This window comes from Pseudonocardia sp. Ae505_Ps2 (genome assembly GCF_001932425.1).
GTDB lineage: Bacteria > Actinomycetota > Actinomycetes > Mycobacteriales > Pseudonocardiaceae > Pseudonocardia.
The window spans coordinates 1,149,310-1,168,199 of the sequence record NZ_MCIP01000001.1 but is presented as its reverse complement, the minus strand read 5'-3'; the positions used below and the strand labels follow the sequence as shown (position 1 = coordinate 1,168,199).

Below are 18,890 nucleotides of genomic sequence, written 5' to 3'. Positions count from 1 at the left end.
TCGTGACCCGGTTCACGAAGACCGGGGCCGCCGCCCTGTGAAGGATGTGGGGATGACGCGCGCCCGGACGACGACGATCCTGCTCGCAGCGCTGCTCGCGGCCACGATCGCCGGGTGTGCGCCACAGCCCGACCCGGCCGCGACGGGTGGAGGCGCCGCGGCGGACTGCGCGCCCGGTGCCCTGCCGACCCTGGCGCAGGGCACCCTGACGATCGGCACCGACCAGCCGGTCTACCCACCGTGGTACCTCGACGACGACCCGACGTCCGGCCGCGGTTTCGAGTCCGCCGTGGCCTACGCCGTCGCCGATGATCTCGGGTACCCGCGCGACCGGGTCACCTGGGTGCGCGTCCCGTTCAACGCCGCCATCGCACCGGGCCCCAAGACCTACGACCTGAACCTCACCGAGTTCTCCATCACCGAGGAGCGCAGGCGGGCGGTCGACTTCTCCAGCCCGTACTACGACGTGCGGCAGGCCGTCGTCGCACTGAAGACCTCGCCGCTGGCCCGATCCACGACCGTCGCCCAGCTGAAGGGCGCCCGGCTCGGCGCCCAGATCGGTACGACGAGCCTGGAGCAGCTGAACGCCTCCGTCGCCCCGACCACCCCGGCCGCGGTCTACAACACCAACGACGGCGGCAAGCTCGCGCTGTCCAACGGACAGATCGACGGGCTCGTCGTCGACCTGCCCACCGCGTTCCAGATCGTCGGCAGTGACCTGCCCGAGGCGACGATCGTCGGGCAGCTCCCCGCCGGGTGGACCCCCGAGCAGTTCGGTGCGGTGCTGGACAAGGACAGCCCGCTGACCGGGTGCGTCTCCGCCGCCGTCGACCGGCTCCGCGAACGGGGCACCCTCGCGGTGCTGGAGCAGCAGTGGATCCAGGCCGACGGGGCGGCTCCCGAGCTGCGATGAGCGCATCCGCCGCGGCCGCCGGGCCGCCGCCCCCGAGCCCGCTGGCCCGGGAACGCGCCGCGTACCGCCGTTCCCGGTCCCGCCGGTCCACGCTGATCGCACTGGCGTCGACCCTGGTCTTCGCGGGACTGCTCGTCGCCGCGGTGGCCGGATCACCCGGCTGGCCACGGGTCCGGGAGACCTTCCTGGACCCGCAGATCGCCTGGGAATCGCTGCCCACCGTGCTGTCCGGTCTGTGGCTGAACCTGCGGGTCCTGGTCGTCGCCGAGATCGGGGTGCTCGTCCTCGGCCTGCTGATCGCGGTGCTGCGGACCCTGCGCGGTCCGGTCTTCCTCCCGGTGCGGCTGCTCGCGACCGGCTACGTCGACCTGTTCCGCGGTGTCCCGCTGCTCGTGGCCCTCTACCTCATCGGGTTCGGGCTCCCGGCCCTGCGTCTGCAGGGGGTCCCCACCGACGCCGCCGTGCTCGGCACCCTCACGCTCGTGCTGGTCTACTCCGCCTACGTGGCGGAGGTGTTCCGCGCCGGCATCGAGTCGGTGCACCCCTCCCAGCGTGCCGCCGCCCGCTCGCTCGGGCTGACCCACCGGCAGTCGCTGCGTCTGGTGGTGCTCCCGCAGGCGGTGCGCAACGTGCTGCCGCCGCTGCTCAACGACTTCGTCGCGCTGCAGAAGGACGTGGGTCTGATCTCCGTGCTCGGTGCGGTGGACGCGATCCGGGCCGCCCAGATCGAGTCCGCCCGCACGTTCAACTTCACCCCCTACGTGGTCGCCGCGCTGCTGTTCGTGGCCCTCGCCGCCCCGACCGGGCGGATCGCCGACGCGTTCGCCCGCCGCGCCACCCGCGCCCGGAGCGGCTCGTGACCCCGGTGCTCGAGGTGTCGGGTCTGGTGAAGACCTACGGCGACCGCGTCGTGCTCCGCGGCATCGACCTGACCGTCGCCGAACACGAGGTGGTCACCCTGATCGGGGCCTCCGGCTCGGGCAAGTCCACCCTGCTGCGCTGCGTCGACCTGCTGGAGGACATCGACGACGGCCGCATCCTGCTCGACGGCACCGACGTGTCCGACCCCCGCGCCGACGACGCCGCGGCCCGCAGGCGGATGGGGGTGGTCTTCCAGTCCTACAACCTGTTCCCGCACATGACGGCGCTGCAGAACGTCGCGCTGGCCCCGCACGTCGTGCACGGCGTCGGGTCGGACGAGGCCGACGGGCGTGCCCGGGAGCTCCTGCAGCGGGTCGGGCTCGGCGACTTCGCGGACGCGTACCCGGACCGTCTCTCCGGCGGTCAGCAGCAGCGGGTCGCGATCGCGCGGGCGCTGGCGGTGCAGCCGCGGCTGCTGCTGCTCGACGAGATCACCTCCGCGCTCGACCCGGAGCTGGTCGGTGAGGTCCTGGAGATCGTGCGCGAGCTCGCCCGGGACGGGGTGACGATCCTGATGGCCACCCACGAGATGGGGTTCGCCCGCCAGGTCGCGGACCGGGTCTGCTTCCTCGACGAGGGCGTCGTCCTGGAGTCGGGCCCGCCGGAGCAGGTGCTCGGGGAACCGGTCGAGGAGCGCACCCGCCGGTTCCTCGCCCGCATCATCGCCGCGGGACGGCTCGGCTGACGGCTGCGGCCGCCGTCACACTTGACCTGAAGTGGGGTTCAGCTACCAGGCTCCTGGCATGGCCGACTACACGCTTCCGGACCTGCCCTACGACTACTCCGCGCTCGCCCCGCACATCGCGCCCGAGATCATGGAGCTGCACCACTCCAAGCACCACAACACCTACGTCCAGGGCCTCAACACCACCCTCGACAAGCTCGCCGAGGCCCGGGACCGCAACGACTTCGGCGCCATCGTCGGACTCGAGAAGACCCTCGCGTTCAACCTCGGCGGCCACGTCAACCACTCCGCCTTCTGGAACAACCTCTCCCCCGACGGCGGCGACAAGCCCACCGGCGACCTCGCCGCCGCCATCGACGAGGACTTCGGCTCCTTCGACGGATTCCAGGCCCACTTCACCGCCGCCGCCACCACCATCCAGGGCTCCGGCTGGGCCATCCTCGGCTACGACCAGCTCGGCGACCGCCTGCTGATCCACCAGCTCTACGACCAGCAGTCCCAGCTCCCCGCCGGACAGACCCCGATCGTCCTGCTCGACATGTGGGAACACGCCTTCTACCTGCAGTACAAGAACGTGAAGCCCGACTACGTCAAGGCCTGGTGGAACGTCGTGAACTGGGCCGACGCCGCCCAGCGCTTCGCCCTGGCGCGGGCGTGACCGTCGCGGATCCGGCGGGGGGCCTGCGGACGGCGTTCCGCGGGCACCCCGCCGGGGTCGCGGTGCTCACCGCGACCGGGCCCGACGGGCCGGTCGGGATGACGGCCTCGTCGGTCGCCTCGGTCGGGGTGGACCCGCCGGCGGTGTCGTTCTCGACCGCCCGCGACTCACGGTTGGCCCGTGCGCTCGCCGGGGGCGGGACGGTCGTCGTACACCTGCTCGACGACGCCGACACCGGGCTCGCCGCGGCGTTCGCCGTCCCGGGCGCGCAGCGGTTCGGCTCCGGTGTCCGGTGGGTGACCCTGCCGACCGGGGAGCCGTGGCTGGTCGAGGTGGGCACCGCGCTGCGCTGCCGGGTCCTGTCGGTCACCGAGGTCGGCGCGTCGTTGCTGGTCGCGGCCGAGGTCGTCGAGCTGCTCGGGCTGCGCCGCCGCGGCCGTCCGCTGGTGTGGGTCGGCCGGTCCTACCGCGCCGTCCCCGTCGGGGACTCCGACGCCGTCACAGCGGCTGCGGATGCACGTCCAGCGCCTGGTCGATGACCGTGCGCAGGCGGTTGAGCAGCTCGTCGGCCTCGCTCCAGGTGACCGCGCCGGTCGCGACGCCGTGACGCAGCTCCTCGGCGATGGTGCGGGCGAATCCGGTGGACCAGGTGTGACGGGGGTCGTTGCTCCGCATGGACGAATTTTGCCCTATGCGACCTGCGGTTTTCACCCCGGGTGCTCGAACCGTTCACAGCGCGTGTGCGATCGGGTGGGCGAAACCGGTGACCTCTGACGATGCTCGACGCAACGATGTGGGCGGTCCGCGCACCGGCCGATGACCCTGCGGCGACGACGGTGGTCCGATCGGCCGGATCCGGCGCACCCGCGGGTGGTCCCGCCGCGGAGTCCCCGGAGGGTCGGATCGACGAGCGGGCCGGTGTGCGTCACGATGATCGCCCGGCCCCCGGGCGAATCGATCCAGACGGAGTGTGCGCGTGACCACCTCGGAGTACAGCAGCATCACCCCCGGGGACCTGGCCATCGACACGCTCGGTCCGGCCCGCATCACCTCACCTCTGGCGCCGCTGCTCGACGCCCGCCGCACCACCGAGCACTACGTCGACGCCGGCGACCGGGTCCTGCTCGACGACACCGCCGCCGGGATCCGCGCCCGGGGCGTCGAACCGGAGGAGCTGCCGGGGCTGGAGCCGTGCGGGCCCCGCCGGCAGATCTACTTCGACCCGTCGAAGACCCGGGCCGGGATCGTCACCTGCGGTGGCCTGTGCCCGGGCCTGAACGACGTCATCTCCGGCCTGGTCCGCACCCTCACCTACCACTACGGCGTGCGCCGGGTGGTCGGGTTCCGCAACGGCTACCGCGGCTTCGTCTCCTCCTACGGCCACGACGTCGTCGAGCTCTCCCCGGAGTCGGTGCGCGACATCCCGGTCGACGGCGGCACCTTCCTCGGCACCTCGCGCGGTCCGCAGGACCCCGAGGAGATCGTCGACTGCCTCGAGCAGATGCACCTCAACGTGCTGTTCGTGATCGGCGGCGACGGCACCATGCGCGGTGCGATGGAGATCGCGCGCGTGGTGGGGGAGCGGGGACTGCGGATCGCCGTCGTCGGGATCCCGAAGACGATCGACAACGACATCCCGTTCATCGACCAGTCCTTCGGTTTCCAGACGGCGTTCTCCCAGGCCAGCGAGGCCATCCGGTCGGTCACCGTGGAGGCCAAGTCCACCCCCGGCGGGGTCGGGCTGGTCAAGCTCATGGGCCGCCACTCCGGCTTCATCGCCTGCTATGCATCGCTCGTGCGCTCCGACGCCGACGCCGTCCTGATCCCCGAGGTGCCCTTCGAGCTGGACGGCGAGACCGGCCTGCTCCACCACCTGCGACGACGGGTGTCCCAGCGCGGGCACGCGGTCGTCGTCGTCGCGGAGGGGGCGGGGCAGGAGATGCTGCAGCCGGTGGGGCGCACCGACGCCTCCGGCAACGCCAAGCTCTCCGACGTCGGCCCGTGGCTCAAGGAGCGCATCGCCGACTCCTTCGCCGAGGCCGGGATGGAGACCACCGTCCGCTACGTCGACCCCAGCTACATCATCCGCAGCGTCCCCGCGAACCCCTACGACAGCGTCTACACCGTCCGGCTGTCCCAGGCCGCGGTGCACGCGGCCATGTCCGGGCGCACCGCGATGGTCGTCGGACGGGTGCGACGCCGGTTCGTGCACATCCCGATGAGCCTGGCCGTCAGCCGTCGCAACCAGGTCGACCCGCACGGCGACCTGTGGATGGCCGTGCTGGAGTCGACCGGGCAGCCGTGGCGCTTCGGCGAGGACTCCGGCGCGCCGACCCGGGCCCCGCACACCTGATCAGTTCAGGTGGGCCCGGTGCCGCATCGCCTCGGTGCGCACCTCGTCCAGCACCTCGGCGCTCGAGCGCGACCCGCGCCCCGGACCGTCCACCCAGGACTCCATCAGTCGGGCCGCCTCGTCCCACCTGGCCTGCGCGGCGAGCACCTCGCCGAGCTCGCGGATGAGCTCCGGGCCCTGGTGCCGCAGGCCCAGCCGCATCCGGAGCACCCACTCCAGGCCGTCGTGGTCACGGGCGCGGCCGTAGGTCGCCCGCAGGTTCTCCAGCATCCGGGCGAGGATCTGGCGGGTCGAGCTGCGCGGCAGCATGCCGGCGTCGAAGGGCACCTCCGGGCCGGCGCCCGTCGTCGCGCGGAAGAGCTCCTCGCAGCCCGCCGGGTCGAGGCGTCTGCCGCCGTCGAAGGTGTCGACGAGGCGCTGGGTGCCGGGGACCCGCACGAGGAAGTGCCCGGGCATGCCGACGCCCTCCAGCGGCACCCCGGCCCGGCGGCCGACCTCGATCGCGACGACCGACAGCGTGATCGGGATGCCGGTGCGGCGTTCGAGGACGTCGGGCAGGAAGGAGTTGCGCGGGTCGGCGTAGTCGGTGGAGTTGCCGCGGAACCCGGCCTCGGTGAACAGCCGGTGCAGCAGCGACTCGAACCCGGTCACGCCGTCGGCGAGCTCGTCGAGCGTCGCGCGGGCCCGGGCGGTGGACAGCGCCGCGACCTCCGGGTCCGGGGCGCCGCCGGCGGCGATCGCCAGTGCGGCCTCGTCGAGCGGCGGTTCCGGCCCGGTCACCATCCGCAGGAAGCGGGTCACCGGGTCGGCGCGGTCGTGCCGGGTCACCCCGGGACCGTACCGGGATTCACGGGGGCGACATCGTGACGCGCACGACCGTGCCCGTCACCTGACCGGGATCGTCCTCCGCGGTCCACACCTGCAGCACGTCCGACAGCTCCGAGGCCAGCCACATCCCGCGGCCACGCTCCCCGGAGACCGGCGGCGCGGCCAGCCCGGGGAACGCGAGCCGGCACGTCGCGGCGTCGCTCATCTCCGAGACCAGCCCCGCCTCGGTGCGCCACATCCGCAGGACCGGGTGGCCCGACCCGTGCTCGACGCCGTTGCTGATCAGCTCGTTGACCGCCAGCACGAGGTCGGAGACACGGGTGGGCCCCAGCCCGGACAGCTCGGCCTGCCGCTCGACGATGCGCCGCATCGACCCGAGGTCGTCCAGGGTCACCGGGAGCGTCATGATCGGCGGCCCCAGCTCGTCCGGCGGGCGCTGCGGGTTCTCCGCCAGCAGCTCGTGGTCGTCGCGCCGGCAGTCGCTCGGGACCGGGACGCCGTCGACGAGGAACTCGTCGTGCAGGGCCCCGGCGCGCGCCCGGTCGGCCTCGGCGTCGGGGAAGCAGCACAGCAGCTCGACGGGCAGCGCGCGCAGGGCGTGAGAGAGGGCGAGATCGAGGCGGGTCCAGTAGGCGGGGTCCGCATGGGGCAGCTCGACCGGCTGGCCGACCGTGCAGACCCCGGACGCGCCGTCGGCCAGTGCCTCGCGCACCGCGCGGCTCCAGCGCCCCGCGACCGTGAACGGCGGGGCCGAGTGCATCCGGTCCGGCGAGCGGAACTCCACCCCGGCGTCGTGGCCGAGGGAGTGGCGCAGCACCGCCGCGCACCGCGGGTCGACGATCACCAGCGCACGGCGGCCGGTCTCCAGCGCCTCGGTCACCGGCCCGGCGATCGCGACGGCCTGGTGCTCGGGGTCCCGGTAGGGCACGGCCCGGTGGACGAGACCGTCCGGGCCGGGAGGCGGGGCGGTGGTGCTGGTCATCGGCGGTGGCGGGCGGTCGGGGTCATGGGGGTCGGCCTTCCACGTCGAAGCGGTGCCCGTCTGCTCCAGGCGGCTCCTGACGAGGTGACCATAACCAAGCTGCACGCCTTGTGTGGTCCGGGGCATGTGTGTTCGACGACGTGGCGCACCCCGGACGGCCCCCGGTGCGGTAGGGAGAGCGGGAGACAGATCACCGACCACGCACCACGAACGGAGTGACAGATGCGCGTCTTCGACGGAGTGGACGAGCTGCGGGCGGCCAAGGGGACCGAGATCGGGACCTCGCCCTGGCTGACCGTCACGCAGGAGCGGATCGACGGCTTCGCCGACGCCACGGACGACCACCAGTGGATCCACGTCGACGCCGAGCGGGCCGCGTCCGGCCCGTTCGGGACCACGATCGCCCACGGCTTCCTGTCCCTGTCGCTGCTGCCCAAGCTGGTCCAGTCCGTCTACAAGGTGGACGGGGTCAAGATGGGCGTGAACTACGGCCTGAACAAGGTCCGGTTCACCAGCCCGCTGCCGGTGGGCAGCCGGATCCGCGCCAGGGTCGAGCTGACCGACGTCAGCGACGTTCCCGGCGGTGTCCAGCTCACCATCGGCGTGACCGTCGAGGTCGAGGGATCCGAGAAGCCCGCCCTGGTCGCCGAGTGGCTGACCCGGCAGTTCGTCTAGGAGGAGAGACCCCATGCGTGATGCGGTGATCTGTGAACCGCTGCGGACCCCGGTCGGCGGGTTCGGGGGGGCGCTGCGCGACGTCCCGGCGCACACCCTGGCCGCGACGGTGATCCGCGCGGTGATGGACCGGACCGGGCTGGACCCCGACCTGGTCGAGGACGTCGTGCTGGGCCACTGCTACCCGACGATGGACGCCCCGGCGATCGGTCGGGTCGCCGCGCTCGACGCGGGCCTGCCGGTGACCGCGGGCGGCATCCAGATCGACCGTCGCTGCGGCTCGGGTCTGCAGGCGGTGCTCTACGCGGCCGCCCAGGTGCGGACCGGCGCGGCGGAGGTCGTGCTGGCCGGCGGTGCCGAGTCGATGTCGGGCGCGTCGTTCTACTCCACCGGGATGCGGTGGGGGGTCAAGGGCGGCGGGGTCATGCTGAACGACTCGCTGGCCCGCGGCCGCGTCACCGCGGGCGGGAAGAACTTCCCGGTGCCGGGCGGGATGCTGGAGACCGCGGAGAACCTGCGCCGTGAGTACGCGATCCCGCGCGCCGAGCAGGACGAGTACGCCGTCCGCTCGCACCGGCGGGCTGCCGCGGCCCAGGAGTCCGGGGTGTTCGGCGAGGAGATCGTCCCGGTGACCGTGCCGGGCCGCAAGGGCGACACCGTCGTCGAGCGCGACGAGCACGTCCGCCCCGACTCGACGGTCGAGAAGCTGGCGACGCTGCGCCCGATCCTGGGCAAGGACGACCCGGACGCCACGGTGACCGCGGGCAACGCCTCGGGCCAGAACGACGGCGCCGCGATCTGCGTGGTGACCAGCCCGGAGAAGGCCGCCGAGCTGGGGCTGCGCCCGCTGGCGAGGGTCGTGTCCTGGGGCCTGGGCGGGGTCCCGCCCAAGACGATGGGCATCGGCCCGGTCCCGGCGACGGCCAAGGCCCTGGACGCGGCCGGGCTGACCCTGGCCGACATCGACCTGATCGAGCTGAACGAGGCGTTCGCGGCGCAGGTGCTCGCCTGCACGCGGGAGTGGAAGTTCACCGACGCCGACTTCGAGCGCACCAACGTGCACGGCTCGGGGATCTCGATGGGCCACCCGGTCGGCGCGACCGGCGGCCGCATCCTGGCGACCCTCACCCGCGAGATGCAGCGCCGCGACGCCCGCTACGGGCTGGAGACGATGTGCATCGGCGGTGGCCAGGGCCTCGCCGCGGTGTTCGAGAAGGTGTGACCCGGTGCCCGGGGCGGCCGGTGACGGCCGCCCCGGCGACCGATCAGTGCCCGGCGCTCTTCGCGCGCTCGTAGGACGCCTTGATCTCGCGCTCGGCGTCGGCCCGGCCGACCCAGGACGCGCCCTCGACGCTCTTGCCCGGCTCCAGGGTCTTGTAGATCTCGAAGAAGTGCTGGATCTCCGCCCGGTCGAACTCGGCCAGGTGGTGGATGTCGCGCAGGTGCTCCTGACGGGGGTCGTCCGAGGGGACGCAGAGGACCTTGTCGTCGCCGCCCTTCTCGTCCTTCATCCGGAACATGCCGATCGCGCGGGAGCGGATGACGCACCCCGGGAAGGTCGGCTCCTGGACCAGGACCAGGGCGTCCAGCGGATCCCCGTCCTCGCCCAGGGTGTCGTCGATGAACCCGTAGTCGGCGGGGTACTGGGTGGCGGTGAACAGGGTGCGGTCGAGCCGGATGCGTCCGGTCTCGTGATCGACCTCGTACTTGTTCCGGCCGCCCTTGGGGATTTCGATGGTGACGTCGAAGTCCACGGTTCGTTGCTCCTTGAAGAGGGTCAGCGGTCTTGTGTCACGGCTCCACCGGATCCGGGGCGGGGCCGCTGGCCCGCCCGCTCCGGCGGTGTCGGTGCTGCCCCCTAGTGTGAGGGACCGGGTGGGCACGGGTGCACGCCGGTGAGGGCGGAGCGGGCCGATGTGGCCCGCGTCGCACCCCCGTGCGGGCAGGTCGGCCGCCGGACGAGCAGGTACAGGAGGGTCCGTGGGACGCAGGCATCGCCGGCCGGAGCGCAGCTACCGGCGGTTCGCCGTGGTCGCCGTCGCGGTGATGGCACTGGCCTCGCTGTTCGGTGCCGTCGCACTCGCTGGGCCGGACGCCCGCAGCTCGTTCGGGCTCGGCACCGCCGCGGCCCAGTACCCGCCGGTCCCGATGCCCGCCCTGCGCCCGCTCACGCCGACGGCGCCGGTGCCGAGCGCCGCCGGGATCACCCAGGCCCTGTCCTCCCAGCTCGACGCGCCCGAGCTCGGCGAGGTCACCGGGGTCGTCATGGACTCCGCGGCCCCGCGCGGGGTGAAGCCGATCTGGGAGCGCGACGGCAACCGCGGGATGGTCCCCGGCTCGACGACGAAGCTGCTCACCGCCGCGGCCGCGCTGCTGTCGCTGAACCCGACCGACCGGCTCGCGACCCGGGTCGTGCCCGGCCCGACCCCGGACTCGGTGGTCCTCGTCGGGTCCGGCGACCCGTCGCTGACCGCGCTGCCCGACGGCCAGGACGGGCTCTACCCGGAGCCCGCACGGATCGCCGACCTCGCCGAGCAGGTGAAGAAGGCCGTCGGCCGGCCGATCACCACGGTCTACACCGACGCGAGCCTCTGGAAGGGCCCGGCCGAGTCCCCGGGCTGGGGGCCCACCGACGTCGCGGACGGCTACGTCCCCCCGATGTCGGCGCTGATGCTCGACGGCGGCCGCACCGACCCGCTGCAGCAGGACGGCCCGCGCAGCACCGACCCCGCCGCGGCCGCCGGGAGGGCGCTGGCCCGCGCGCTCGGCGCCTCCGACGTCCGCGAGGGCGTCGCCGCGGCGAACGCGCCGGTGCTCGGCAGCGTGTCCTCCCCGCCGGTCGCGAGCCTCATCGAGTACATGCTCACCGCCTCGGACAACGTCACCGCCGAGGCGATGGCCCGCCAGGTCGCGGTGTCGAAGGACGCCGAGGCGTCCTTCGACGGCGCCTCGAAGGCCGTCACCGAGGCCCTGGTCCAGGCCGGCTACGACGTGTCCGGGCTCCGGCTCGCCGACGGCAGCGGCCTGTCCCGGGACAACCTGATCCCGGCCCGGCTGCTCGGCGCGGTGCTGGCCTCGGCCGCGGCCCAGTCCGACAGCCCCACCGACGTGCAGTTCCTGCGCCCGATCCTCACCGGGCTCCCCGTCGCCGGCGGTGGCGGCACGCTCGCCGACCGGTTCGGCGACCCGCGGTCGGTCGCCGGGCGCGGCGTCGTGCGAGCGAAGACCGGCACGCTGTCCGGCGCCTCCAGCCTCGCCGGGGTCGTCACCGACGTCGACGGCAGGCTGCTGGTGTTCGCGCTGCTGTCCAACGGCACCTCGCCGGCCGACGCCCGGCCCGCGCTGGACCGCATCGCGGCGACGCTGTCGCGCTGCGGCTGCCGCGGCTGACCCGGTCTCGCGCACCCGTCGTCGCGGGTAGCGTGGGCCGCATGGAGACCGACACGACCGGCCCGGTCACCGGCCGCAGCCCCGCCCGTCCCGGCGCCGGGCTGCCGGTGAACTGGTCCCTGGCCGCGTCGACGGCGGCCTCGCTGATGCCCGCCGGGCCCCGCACCACCCCCGCGGTGGCGGGTGCGCTGGTGGAGCGCCTGCGCGCCGACTCAGCCCGCGCCGAGGGGCACGTCCGCGAGGTCACCGGCCTCGGGGCGGACCTGCCGCTGCTGCCCGCCGACGTGCTGGACCGGCCCGCCTGGGCACGTGCCGCCGTCGGGGGGATGGAGGCGCTGACCTCCGGCGCCCGGCTGCCCGACTCACCGTGGCCGCTGCGCACGGTCACCGCCGCCGGCTCCGGGGTCCAGCTCGGCGCGCTGCTCGCCTACATGGGCGCCCGCGTGCTCGGCCAGTACGACCCGTTCGGCGGGCCCGGCGGGGCGGGCCGGCTCGTCGTCGTCGCCCCGAACGTCTACGCCGCCTCCCGCTCGCTCGACGTCGACGGCGACCAGTTCGGCCTCTGGGTCTGCCTGCACGAGGCCACCCACCGGCTCCAGTTCACCGCGGTGCCCTGGCTGCGCGACCACTTCGCCGGGCTGGTCACCGAGCTGCTGTCGCTGCAGGAGCCCGACACCGCGCGGCTCGCCCGGCTGCCCGACGCGATCCGCGCGCTGCGCGGCGAGGACGGCCGCAAGGCCGACGTGCTCGCCCTGGTCGAGCTGCTGCAGGGCCCCGAGCAGCGGGCCGTGCTCGACCGGCTGCTGGCCCTGTCGACGCTGCTGGAGGGACACGCGGACCACGTCATGGACGCCGTCGGGCCGGACGTGGTCCCCGACGTCGCGCTCATCCGGCGCCGGTTCACCGAGCGCCGCCGCGGCGGCGGGCTGATCGACCGGATCCTGCGCGCGCTGCTCGGGGTCGAGGCGAAGATGCGCCAGTACGCCGTCGGCGCCGCGTTCTGCCGGGCCGTCGAGCGCGAGGCCGGGATGGCCGGGATCAACCGGGCCTGGGAGTCGCCGGAGACGCTCCCGACCCGCGCCGAGCTGGACGACCCGCCCGCGTGGCTGCGCCGCGTAGCCTGACGGATCATGAGTCCGCCGCGGCGGCCCGGGTCCGGCGGGCGGTGCGGGCGGCACTGACCCGGCTGCCCGCCGCTGTGGCCGCCGCCCCGCCGCTGGTCGGCTGCTCCGGCGGTGCCGACTCCACCGCGTTGCTGCTCGCGGTCCGGGAGGTCGTCGCGGGGCCGGTGCACGCCGTCGTCGTCGACCACGGGCTGCAGGACGGGTCCGCCGGGCGGTCGGCCGCGCTCGCGGCGTGGCTGCGCGGGCTCGGCGTGACGGCGTCGGTGTGCCCGGTCGTCGTCGGTGACGAGGGCGGCCCCGAGGGTGCGGCCCGGACCGCCCGGTACGCGGCGCTGCGGGCCGCGCGGCCGTCGCCGTCGTCCCCGGTGCTGCTCGGACACACCCTCGACGACCAGGCCGAGACCGTGCTGCTGGGCCTCGGCCGGGGCTCCGGGGCCCGGTCGCTGTCCGGGATGCGCGAGTGGTCCGAGCCGTGGCTGCGCCCGCTGCTCGGGGTGCGCCGGGCCGACACGGTCGCGGCCTGTGCGGCCGCGGGCGTCGAGGTGTGGGCCGACCCGCACAACGCCGACCCCCGCTTCGCCCGTTCCCGGCTGCGGCACGAGGTGCTGCCGCTGCTGGAGGACGTGCTGGGCGGCGGGGTCGCGGCTGCGCTGGCGCGCACCGCGGACCAGCTCCACGACGACGACGCCGCCCTCTCCGCCGCCGCTGCCCGGTTGCTGTCCGCGGCCCGCGTGGCCACGGACGGTGAGCGGGCCGCGCGGGCGGGGGAGCCGGGGCCGGGTGATTCCGGTGACAACGGCCCACCGCCGGGTGCCGCCGTGACGGAGCCGGCCGGGCCCGGGGCGGGGGCCGGTGAGGCCGTCGGCACCCCCCTCGACGCCGGGGTCCTGGCCGGTGCCGAGCCCGCCGTACGACGCCGGGTCCTGCGGGAATGGCTCGCCGGAGCCGGCGCGCGGGCACTCACCGACGCGCAGCTGCGGGCCGCCGACGACCTCGTCGGGGCGTGGCGCGGACAGGGCGGGCCGGCGCTGGGCGGCGGCTTGGTGCTGACCCGCGCCCGTGGCAGGCTCGTGCTGCGCCGCCACAGCCGGCCGCGTGACCGGGCGTGACCGCGGACCCGGTGGAGGCGTCGACCGGACCGACACACGGTCCGTGCGAGGGGGTCGGGTGTACGACGGGGACATCTCCTCGGTGCTGGTCACCGAGGAGCAGGTGCGCGAGAAGACCGCGGAGCTGGCGCAGCAGATCGCCGGTGACTACGCCGACCTCGTGCGTGACGGCCGCGAGTCCGACCTCGTGCTGATCGGCGTCCTCAAGGGCGCCGTCATGTTCATGACCGACTTCGCCCGCGCGCTGCCCATCCCGGCCCAGCTGGAGTTCATGGCGGTCAGCTCCTACGGCTCGTCGACGTCGTCGTCGGGCGTCGTGCGGATCCTCAAGGACCTCGACCGCGACATCGCCGGGCGGCACGTGCTGATCGTCGAGGACATCATCGACTCGGGGCTGACCCTGAACTGGCTGCTGGGCAACCTGCAGACCCGCTCGCCCGCGTCGCTGGAGGTCGTGACGCTGCTGCGCAAGCCGGACGCGGTGAAGGTCGACGTCCCGGTCCGCTACGTCGGCTTCGACATCCCGAACGAGTTCGTCGTCGGCTACGGCCTCGACTACGCCGAGCGCTACCGCGACCTGCCCTACATCGGCACGCTCGACCCGTCGGTCTACGCCTGAGGGCGGCTCAGCCGAGCCCGGGCCCGGCGGGGGTGGCCAGCGCCCGCGGGTCCACCCCGGGCGGGGTGGCGGTGAACGCGTGCCCGCCGGCGAGCGCGAGACCGGCCGGGCCGTCGGTGCGGGCGGCGTAGTCCAGCGCCTTCGCCAGGTCGGTGTACTCGATGCTGGGCAGGTCGTCGGTGGTGGTGAGGCTGGACAGCACGCCGATCGCGCGGCCCTGCGCGTCGAGCAGCGGGCTGCCCGACTCCCCGGCCACACCGTCCTGCACGGCGAAGATCGCGTGCCCCCAGCCGCCGCCGACCTCGGCGGCGGCCGCACCGGCGCGCACCCCGACCGTGCGGACGCCGTCGGCGTCGGGCGGGTTGGTGAGGCCGAAGACCGGGGTTCCTGCGGGCAGCGGCGCGGTGCGGACCGCGCCGGGGCCGCCGAAGAACGGCACCGCGGTACCCACCGAGGGGCCGGCGCCCGCGGGCAGCTCGACGAGCGCGAGGTCGTTGTAGGCGCAGACGTCGGGGTTGCGCTCGCCCCGGGCCTGCATGGTGTTCCACGAGCTCCAGGCCAGCGTCCCGGTGACGGTCCCGCCGCGGCCGTGCACCAGCACCGGGGTGCCCAGCGGCACCGCGTCGGAGGTGCAGCCGTCGGTCTCGGTCTCGTCGCCGGTGCCGCCGCAGTGCGCGGCCTGGCCGAGGAAGGTGCGCTCGCCCGCGGTGAACACGAACCCGGCCGTGCACAGGCCCGCGCCGGTGGTCTCGGTGACGGTGCCCGGCCCGATCGACCCCGGCCCCGCGACGACGGCCGGGCGCGACGCGAGCGGGCCGGCGTCGGCCCGGGCGGTGGTCGCCGGCGGCGCGGTGACCACCGGCGGCGCCGGTGCGGCGGCCGCGGGCGGCGCGGTCACGGGCACGGCGACGGCCGCCCCGGCCGGCGCGGTGAAGACCGCCAGTGCCGCCGCGGCGGCGAGTCCGGTGGCGAGCAGCGACACCGTCCGCCGAGGTCCGGCCACCGTGTCGAGCGCCATCCGATCGTCCCTCCCGGCCCGCAGATCGTCGCCGCTGGTCCGGACGGAGCAGGGCGCCGCTGCCCTCCGCCGCCGTCCGGGTACCGAGCGTGCTGCACAGTTGTCCCACACGACGGTGCCGACGTGTGCGCCGGGACACCCCTGTGGGGGAACCGGGCAGCTCGCCGGTTCGTTCACCGGACGTCCGCCCGCACACCGGGCGGTCCGGCCAGGTCCGTCCGGAGCACTCCACCCACCGTGGGGCTATCCTGACGGGTCAGGGCCCTCCGGCGGGGCGGTACACCGTCCGCCGCCGCTGCCGAGAACCACTCCCGGGAAGGTGAAGGCCACCCAGGCCGACGTTGCATGGACCGCAAGCGCCTGCTCCGCAACCCGCTGATCTGGATCCTCGTCGCGCTCCTGATCTATCTCGGGTTCAGCCAGCTGTTCGACGACACCCGTGGATACACCGAGGTCACGACGTCGGTCGCGCTCTCCCAGGTGCAGTCGGGCAATGTCAAGGACGCCCTCGTCGAGGACCGTGAGCAACAGCTCCGCCTGACGCTGGACCGCCCGATCGAGGTCAACGGCAACGAGACCACCCAGATCCTCACCCAGTACCCGGCGCAGATCTCCGGCCAGATCTTCGACCAGATCCGCCAGGTCCCGGGGATCGCCGAGTACGACACCGTCGTGCGCCAGGACTCCTTCCTGTCCACGCTGCTGATCACGATGATCCCGCTGGCGCTGGTGCTGATCCTGCTGTTCTGGTTCCTGAACAACGCCCAGGGCGGCGGGAACCGGGTCATGAGCTTCGGCAAGTCCAAGGCCAAGCAGCTGAACAAGGACATGCCGAAGAACACGTTCGCGGACGTGGCGGGCGCTGACGAGGCGGTCGAGGAGCTCTACGAGATCAAGGACTTCCTGCAGAACCCGGGCCGCTACCAGGCCCTGGGCGCGAAGATCCCCAAGGGCGTCCTGCTCTACGGCCCGCCCGGCACCGGCAAGACGCTGCTGGCCCGTGCGGTCGCCGGCGAGGCGGGCGTGCCGTTCTACACGATCTCGGGCTCCGACTTCGTCGAGATGTTCGTCGGCGTCGGTGCCTCCCGCGTGCGTGACCTGTTCGAGCAGGCCAAGCAGAACGCGCCCTGCATCATCTTCGTCGACGAGATCGACGCGGTCGGCCGCCAGCGCGGCGCCGGTCTCGGCGGCGGTCACGACGAGCGCGAGCAGACCCTGAACCAGCTGCTCGTCGAGATGGACGGCTTCGACGCCCGCGGCGGGATCATCCTGATCGCCGCGACGAACCGGCCCGACATCCTGGACCCGGCGCTGCTGCGTCCCGGCCGGTTCGACCGGCAGATCCCGGTCGGTGCCCCCGACCTGGCGGGCCGTCGCGCGATCCTGGCCGTGCACTCCAAGGGCAAGCCCTTCGCCGACGACGTCGACCTCGAGTCGCTGGCCAAGCGCACCGTGGGCATGTCCGGCGCCGACCTGGCCAACGTGATCAACGAGGCCGCGCTGCTGACCGCCCGCGAGCACGGGACGCTGATCAACGGCGCCGCGCTGGAGGAGTCGGTCGACCGGGTCGTCGGCGGCCCCCGGCGCAAGTCGAAGATCGTCTCCGAGCGCGAGAAGAAGATCACCGCCTACCACGAGGGCGGGCACGCGCTGGCCGCGTGGGCCATGCCGGACCTGGAGCCGGTCTACAAGCTCACGATCCTGCCGCGCGGTCGCACCGGTGGGCACGCGCTCGTCGTCCCCGAGGACGACAAGGGCCTCATGACCCGCGCCGAGATGATCGCGCGGCTGGTGTTCGCGATGGGCGGCCGCTCGGCCGAGGAGCTCGTCTTCCACGAGCCCACGACCGGTGCGTCCTCCGACATCGACCAGGCCACCAAGATCGCCCGCGCGATGGTGACCGAGTACGGCATGAGCGCCAAGCTCGGCGCCGTCCGCTACGGCCGTGAGCAGGGCGACCCGTTCCTCGGCCGCTCGATGGGCAACCAGGCCGACTACTCGCTCGAGGTCGCCCACGAGATCGACGAGGAGGTGCGCAAGCTCATCGAGGCCGCGCACACCGAGGCGTGGGAGATCCTCAACACCTACCGCGACGTGCTCGACGACCTGGTGCTGGAGCTCCTGGACAAGGAGACCCTGAACCGCAAGGACCTCGAGCGGATCTTCGGGTCGGTGGAGAAGCGGCCGCGGATCACCGCGTTCGACGACTTCGGCGTGCGCACGCCGTCGGAGAAGCCGCCGATCAAGACCCGGCGCGAGCTGGCGTACGAGCGCGGCGAGGTGCTGCCTCCCGAGGAGGAGGAGCGCACCCCGGCCGAGGTCGGCTCGGGCTCCGCGAACGGCTACGGCGACGCGCCCGGCACCCCCGGTGCCTCCCCGTTCCCGGCCGGCGGCCCGGTCCCGAGCCGCCCGGACGCCCCGAACGACGGCGGGTACGGATCCGGGAACGGTGCCGGCAACGGGAACGGCAACGGCTACGGCGCGCCCGGCAACGGGCACGGCGCCCCGGCACACGGCTACGGCCGGGCCGGTTCCTACGGCGGCCCGGGGCAGCCCCCGCCGCCCGCCGTCGCCCCGAACTACGGTGCCCCGCCGGACTGGCGGCCCGCGACGACCCCGCAGGGGCAGAGCTGGCCGCCGCCGAACTGGGCGCAGCCGCCGCAGCAGGGCGGCCCGCAGGGGCCGGCCCAGGGCGGTCCGTGGTCCGGGCCGGGCAACGGCGGCAACGGCAGTGGCAACAGCAGTGGCAACAGCAGTGGTAACAGCACTGGTAACGGCACTGGTAACGGCACTGGTAACGGCACTGGTGACGGCACTGGCAACGGTGCGCACGGCAACGGTGCGCACGGCAACGGCGCGCCGGGTGGTGCGGACGACTCCGGCGCCGGCGAGCAGCGGCGCGGACACGACCCGGAGGCAGGACACTGAGCACGTCGACGACGGACGGACGCCTCGGTCCGGTGGAGTCCGCCGCGGTGGCGGCCGGGGTGACCCAGGCCGTGCCCGGCGGGATCGACCTGGACCGTGCGGAGCGCGCCGTCCGCGAGCTGCTGATCGCGGTCGGGGAGGACCCGGACCGCGAGGGCCTCAAGGAGACCCCGGCCCGGGTCGCGCGCGCCTACGGCGAGATCTTCGCCGGGCTGTTCGTCGACCCGGACTCGGTGCTGGAGAAGACGTTCGACGAGGGCCACGGCGAGCTCGTGCTGGTCAAGGACATCCCGATGTTCTCCACCTGCGAGCACCACCTGGTGCCCTTCCACGGGGTGGCCCACGTCGGCTACATCCCGGCCGTCGACGGGCAGGTCACCGGCCTGTCCAAGCTGGCCCGGGTGGTCGACCTGTACGCCAAGCGCCCGCAGGTGCAGGAGCGGCTGACCGCGCAGATCGCCGACGCCCTGGTGCGCAAGCTGAACCCGCGCGCGGTGATCGTCGTGCTGGAGGCCGAGCACCTGTGCATGGCCATGCGCGGCATCCGCAAGCCGGGGTCGCGCACCACCACCTCGGCGGTGCGCGGGCTGTTCAAGAGCTCGGCGTCCTCCCGCGCGGAGGCGTTGTCGCTGATCAGGGGGCGCTGACGTGGTCGCCCCCGGCGGGGCGCTGCCCGAGCTCGGCCGC

Annotated in this window: 19 protein-coding genes; 14 read left to right on the top strand and 5 right to left on the bottom strand. The window is 74.0% G+C overall.

What is annotated here, in order from left to right:
* The first annotated feature begins 52 nt into the window (after positions 1 to 52).
* The 5 genes from Ae505Ps2_RS05400 to Ae505Ps2_RS05380 are packed head-to-tail and all read left to right on the top strand — an operon-like array spanning position 53 to position 3,716.
* A complete protein-coding gene (locus tag Ae505Ps2_RS05400) occupies positions 53 to 913 on the top strand; it encodes an ABC transporter substrate-binding protein (RefSeq protein WP_075553457.1) in 861 nt (286 codons plus the stop codon).
* Positions 910 to 1,773: an amino acid ABC transporter permease gene (locus Ae505Ps2_RS05395; protein ID WP_020627017.1), complete on the top strand. Its 864-nt coding sequence runs from the start codon at positions 910 to 912 to the stop codon at positions 1,771 to 1,773. Before Ae505Ps2_RS05400 ends, Ae505Ps2_RS05395 begins: the two co-directional genes overlap by 4 nt.
* Entirely contained in the window at positions 1,770 to 2,519 is a 750-nt protein-coding gene (locus Ae505Ps2_RS05390) for an amino acid ABC transporter ATP-binding protein (RefSeq protein WP_075309645.1), read from the top strand. Before Ae505Ps2_RS05395 ends, Ae505Ps2_RS05390 begins: the two co-directional genes overlap by 4 nt.
* Positions 2,520 to 2,577: 58 nt before the next feature.
* Positions 2,578 to 3,177, top strand: a complete 600-nt coding sequence (locus Ae505Ps2_RS05385; RefSeq protein WP_075309647.1) for a superoxide dismutase — start codon at positions 2,578 to 2,580, stop codon at positions 3,175 to 3,177.
* A complete protein-coding gene (locus Ae505Ps2_RS05380) occupies positions 3,174 to 3,716 on the top strand; it encodes a flavin reductase family protein (RefSeq protein WP_051050218.1) in 543 nt (180 codons plus the stop codon). The genes Ae505Ps2_RS05385 and Ae505Ps2_RS05380 overlap by 4 nt, the downstream gene beginning before the upstream one ends.
* Here the strand turns inward: Ae505Ps2_RS05380 and Ae505Ps2_RS31785 are convergent.
* Positions 3,676 to 3,852, bottom strand: a complete 177-nt coding sequence (locus Ae505Ps2_RS31785) for a hypothetical protein (RefSeq protein WP_020624792.1) — start codon at positions 3,850 to 3,852, stop codon at positions 3,676 to 3,678. The genes Ae505Ps2_RS05380 and Ae505Ps2_RS31785 overlap by 41 nt on opposite strands.
* A 301-nt stretch (positions 3,853 to 4,153) precedes the next feature.
* On the opposite strand from Ae505Ps2_RS31785, the gene Ae505Ps2_RS05375 reads away from it, so the two are divergent.
* A complete protein-coding gene (locus Ae505Ps2_RS05375; RefSeq protein ID WP_075554182.1) occupies positions 4,154 to 5,530 on the top strand; it encodes an ATP-dependent 6-phosphofructokinase in 1,377 nt (458 codons plus the stop codon).
* Here the strand turns inward: Ae505Ps2_RS05375 and Ae505Ps2_RS05370 are convergent, their stop codons facing one another.
* Together Ae505Ps2_RS05370 and Ae505Ps2_RS05365 are read right to left on the bottom strand one after the other, a co-directional pair.
* On the bottom strand, positions 5,531 to 6,358 hold the full coding sequence (locus Ae505Ps2_RS05370; protein ID WP_075309649.1) for a transglutaminase-like domain-containing protein: 828 nt from the start codon (positions 6,356 to 6,358) through the stop codon (positions 5,531 to 5,533).
* Positions 6,359 to 6,377: 19 nt separating this feature from the next.
* Positions 6,378 to 7,340, bottom strand: coding sequence for an ATP-binding protein (locus Ae505Ps2_RS05365; protein ID WP_075309651.1), 963 nt, complete (start codon positions 7,338 to 7,340; stop codon positions 6,378 to 6,380).
* 222 nt (positions 7,341 to 7,562) lie between these two features.
* Between Ae505Ps2_RS05365 and Ae505Ps2_RS05360 the strand changes: the two genes are divergently transcribed.
* On the top strand, positions 7,563 to 8,015 hold the full coding sequence (locus tag Ae505Ps2_RS05360; protein ID WP_075309653.1) for a MaoC family dehydratase: 453 nt from the start codon (positions 7,563 to 7,565) through the stop codon (positions 8,013 to 8,015).
* Between the two features lie 13 nt (positions 8,016 to 8,028).
* Positions 8,029 to 9,237 carry an acetyl-CoA C-acetyltransferase gene (locus Ae505Ps2_RS05355; protein ID WP_075309655.1) on the top strand — a complete coding sequence of 403 codons (1,209 nt, stop codon included), beginning with the start codon at positions 8,029 to 8,031 and terminating at the stop codon, positions 9,235 to 9,237.
* Between the two features lie 43 nt (positions 9,238 to 9,280).
* Here the strand turns inward: Ae505Ps2_RS05355 and Ae505Ps2_RS05350 are convergent, their stop codons facing one another.
* Positions 9,281 to 9,769, bottom strand: coding sequence for an inorganic diphosphatase (locus Ae505Ps2_RS05350; protein ID WP_020628413.1), 489 nt, complete (start codon positions 9,767 to 9,769; stop codon positions 9,281 to 9,283).
* Positions 9,770 to 9,995: 226 nt separating this feature from the next.
* Here Ae505Ps2_RS05350 and dacB point away from each other — a divergent pair, with 226 nt between their 5' ends.
* The 4 genes from dacB (at position 9,996) to hpt (ending at position 14,257) form a co-directional block, all read left to right on the top strand.
* Positions 9,996 to 11,405, top strand: a complete 1,410-nt coding sequence (dacB, locus tag Ae505Ps2_RS05345; protein WP_020628414.1) for a D-alanyl-D-alanine carboxypeptidase/D-alanyl-D-alanine-endopeptidase — start codon at positions 9,996 to 9,998, stop codon at positions 11,403 to 11,405.
* A gap of 146 nt (positions 11,406 to 11,551) precedes the next feature.
* On the top strand, positions 11,552 to 12,529 hold the full coding sequence (locus tag Ae505Ps2_RS05340; protein ID WP_233147812.1) for a zinc-dependent metalloprotease: 978 nt from the start codon (positions 11,552 to 11,554) through the stop codon (positions 12,527 to 12,529).
* A complete protein-coding gene (gene tilS, locus Ae505Ps2_RS33130) occupies positions 12,508 to 13,638 on the top strand; it encodes a tRNA lysidine(34) synthetase TilS (RefSeq protein WP_083695361.1) in 1,131 nt (376 codons plus the stop codon). Before Ae505Ps2_RS05340 ends, tilS begins: the two co-directional genes overlap by 22 nt.
* 58 nt (positions 13,639 to 13,696) lie before the next feature.
* Positions 13,697 to 14,257, top strand: coding sequence for a hypoxanthine phosphoribosyltransferase (hpt, locus tag Ae505Ps2_RS05330; RefSeq protein WP_020623080.1), 561 nt, complete (start codon positions 13,697 to 13,699; stop codon positions 14,255 to 14,257).
* A gap of 7 nt (positions 14,258 to 14,264) precedes the next feature.
* On the opposite strand, the gene Ae505Ps2_RS05325 is transcribed toward hpt, so the two are convergent.
* Positions 14,265 to 15,275 (bottom strand): hypothetical protein, encoded by a 1,011-nt coding sequence (locus Ae505Ps2_RS05325; protein WP_084786206.1) that lies wholly within the window; start codon positions 15,273 to 15,275, stop codon positions 14,265 to 14,267.
* Positions 15,276 to 15,620: 345 nt separating this feature from the next.
* Between Ae505Ps2_RS05325 and ftsH the strand changes: the two genes are divergently transcribed.
* Positions 15,621 to 18,203, top strand: coding sequence for an ATP-dependent zinc metalloprotease FtsH (ftsH, locus tag Ae505Ps2_RS05320; RefSeq protein ID WP_084786205.1), 2,583 nt, complete (start codon positions 15,621 to 15,623; stop codon positions 18,201 to 18,203).
* Positions 18,204 to 18,235: 32 nt separating this feature from the next.
* A complete protein-coding gene (gene folE / locus Ae505Ps2_RS05315; protein ID WP_020626238.1) occupies positions 18,236 to 18,850 on the top strand; it encodes a GTP cyclohydrolase I FolE in 615 nt (204 codons plus the stop codon).
* The last annotated feature ends 40 nt before the right edge of the window (positions 18,851 to 18,890 follow it).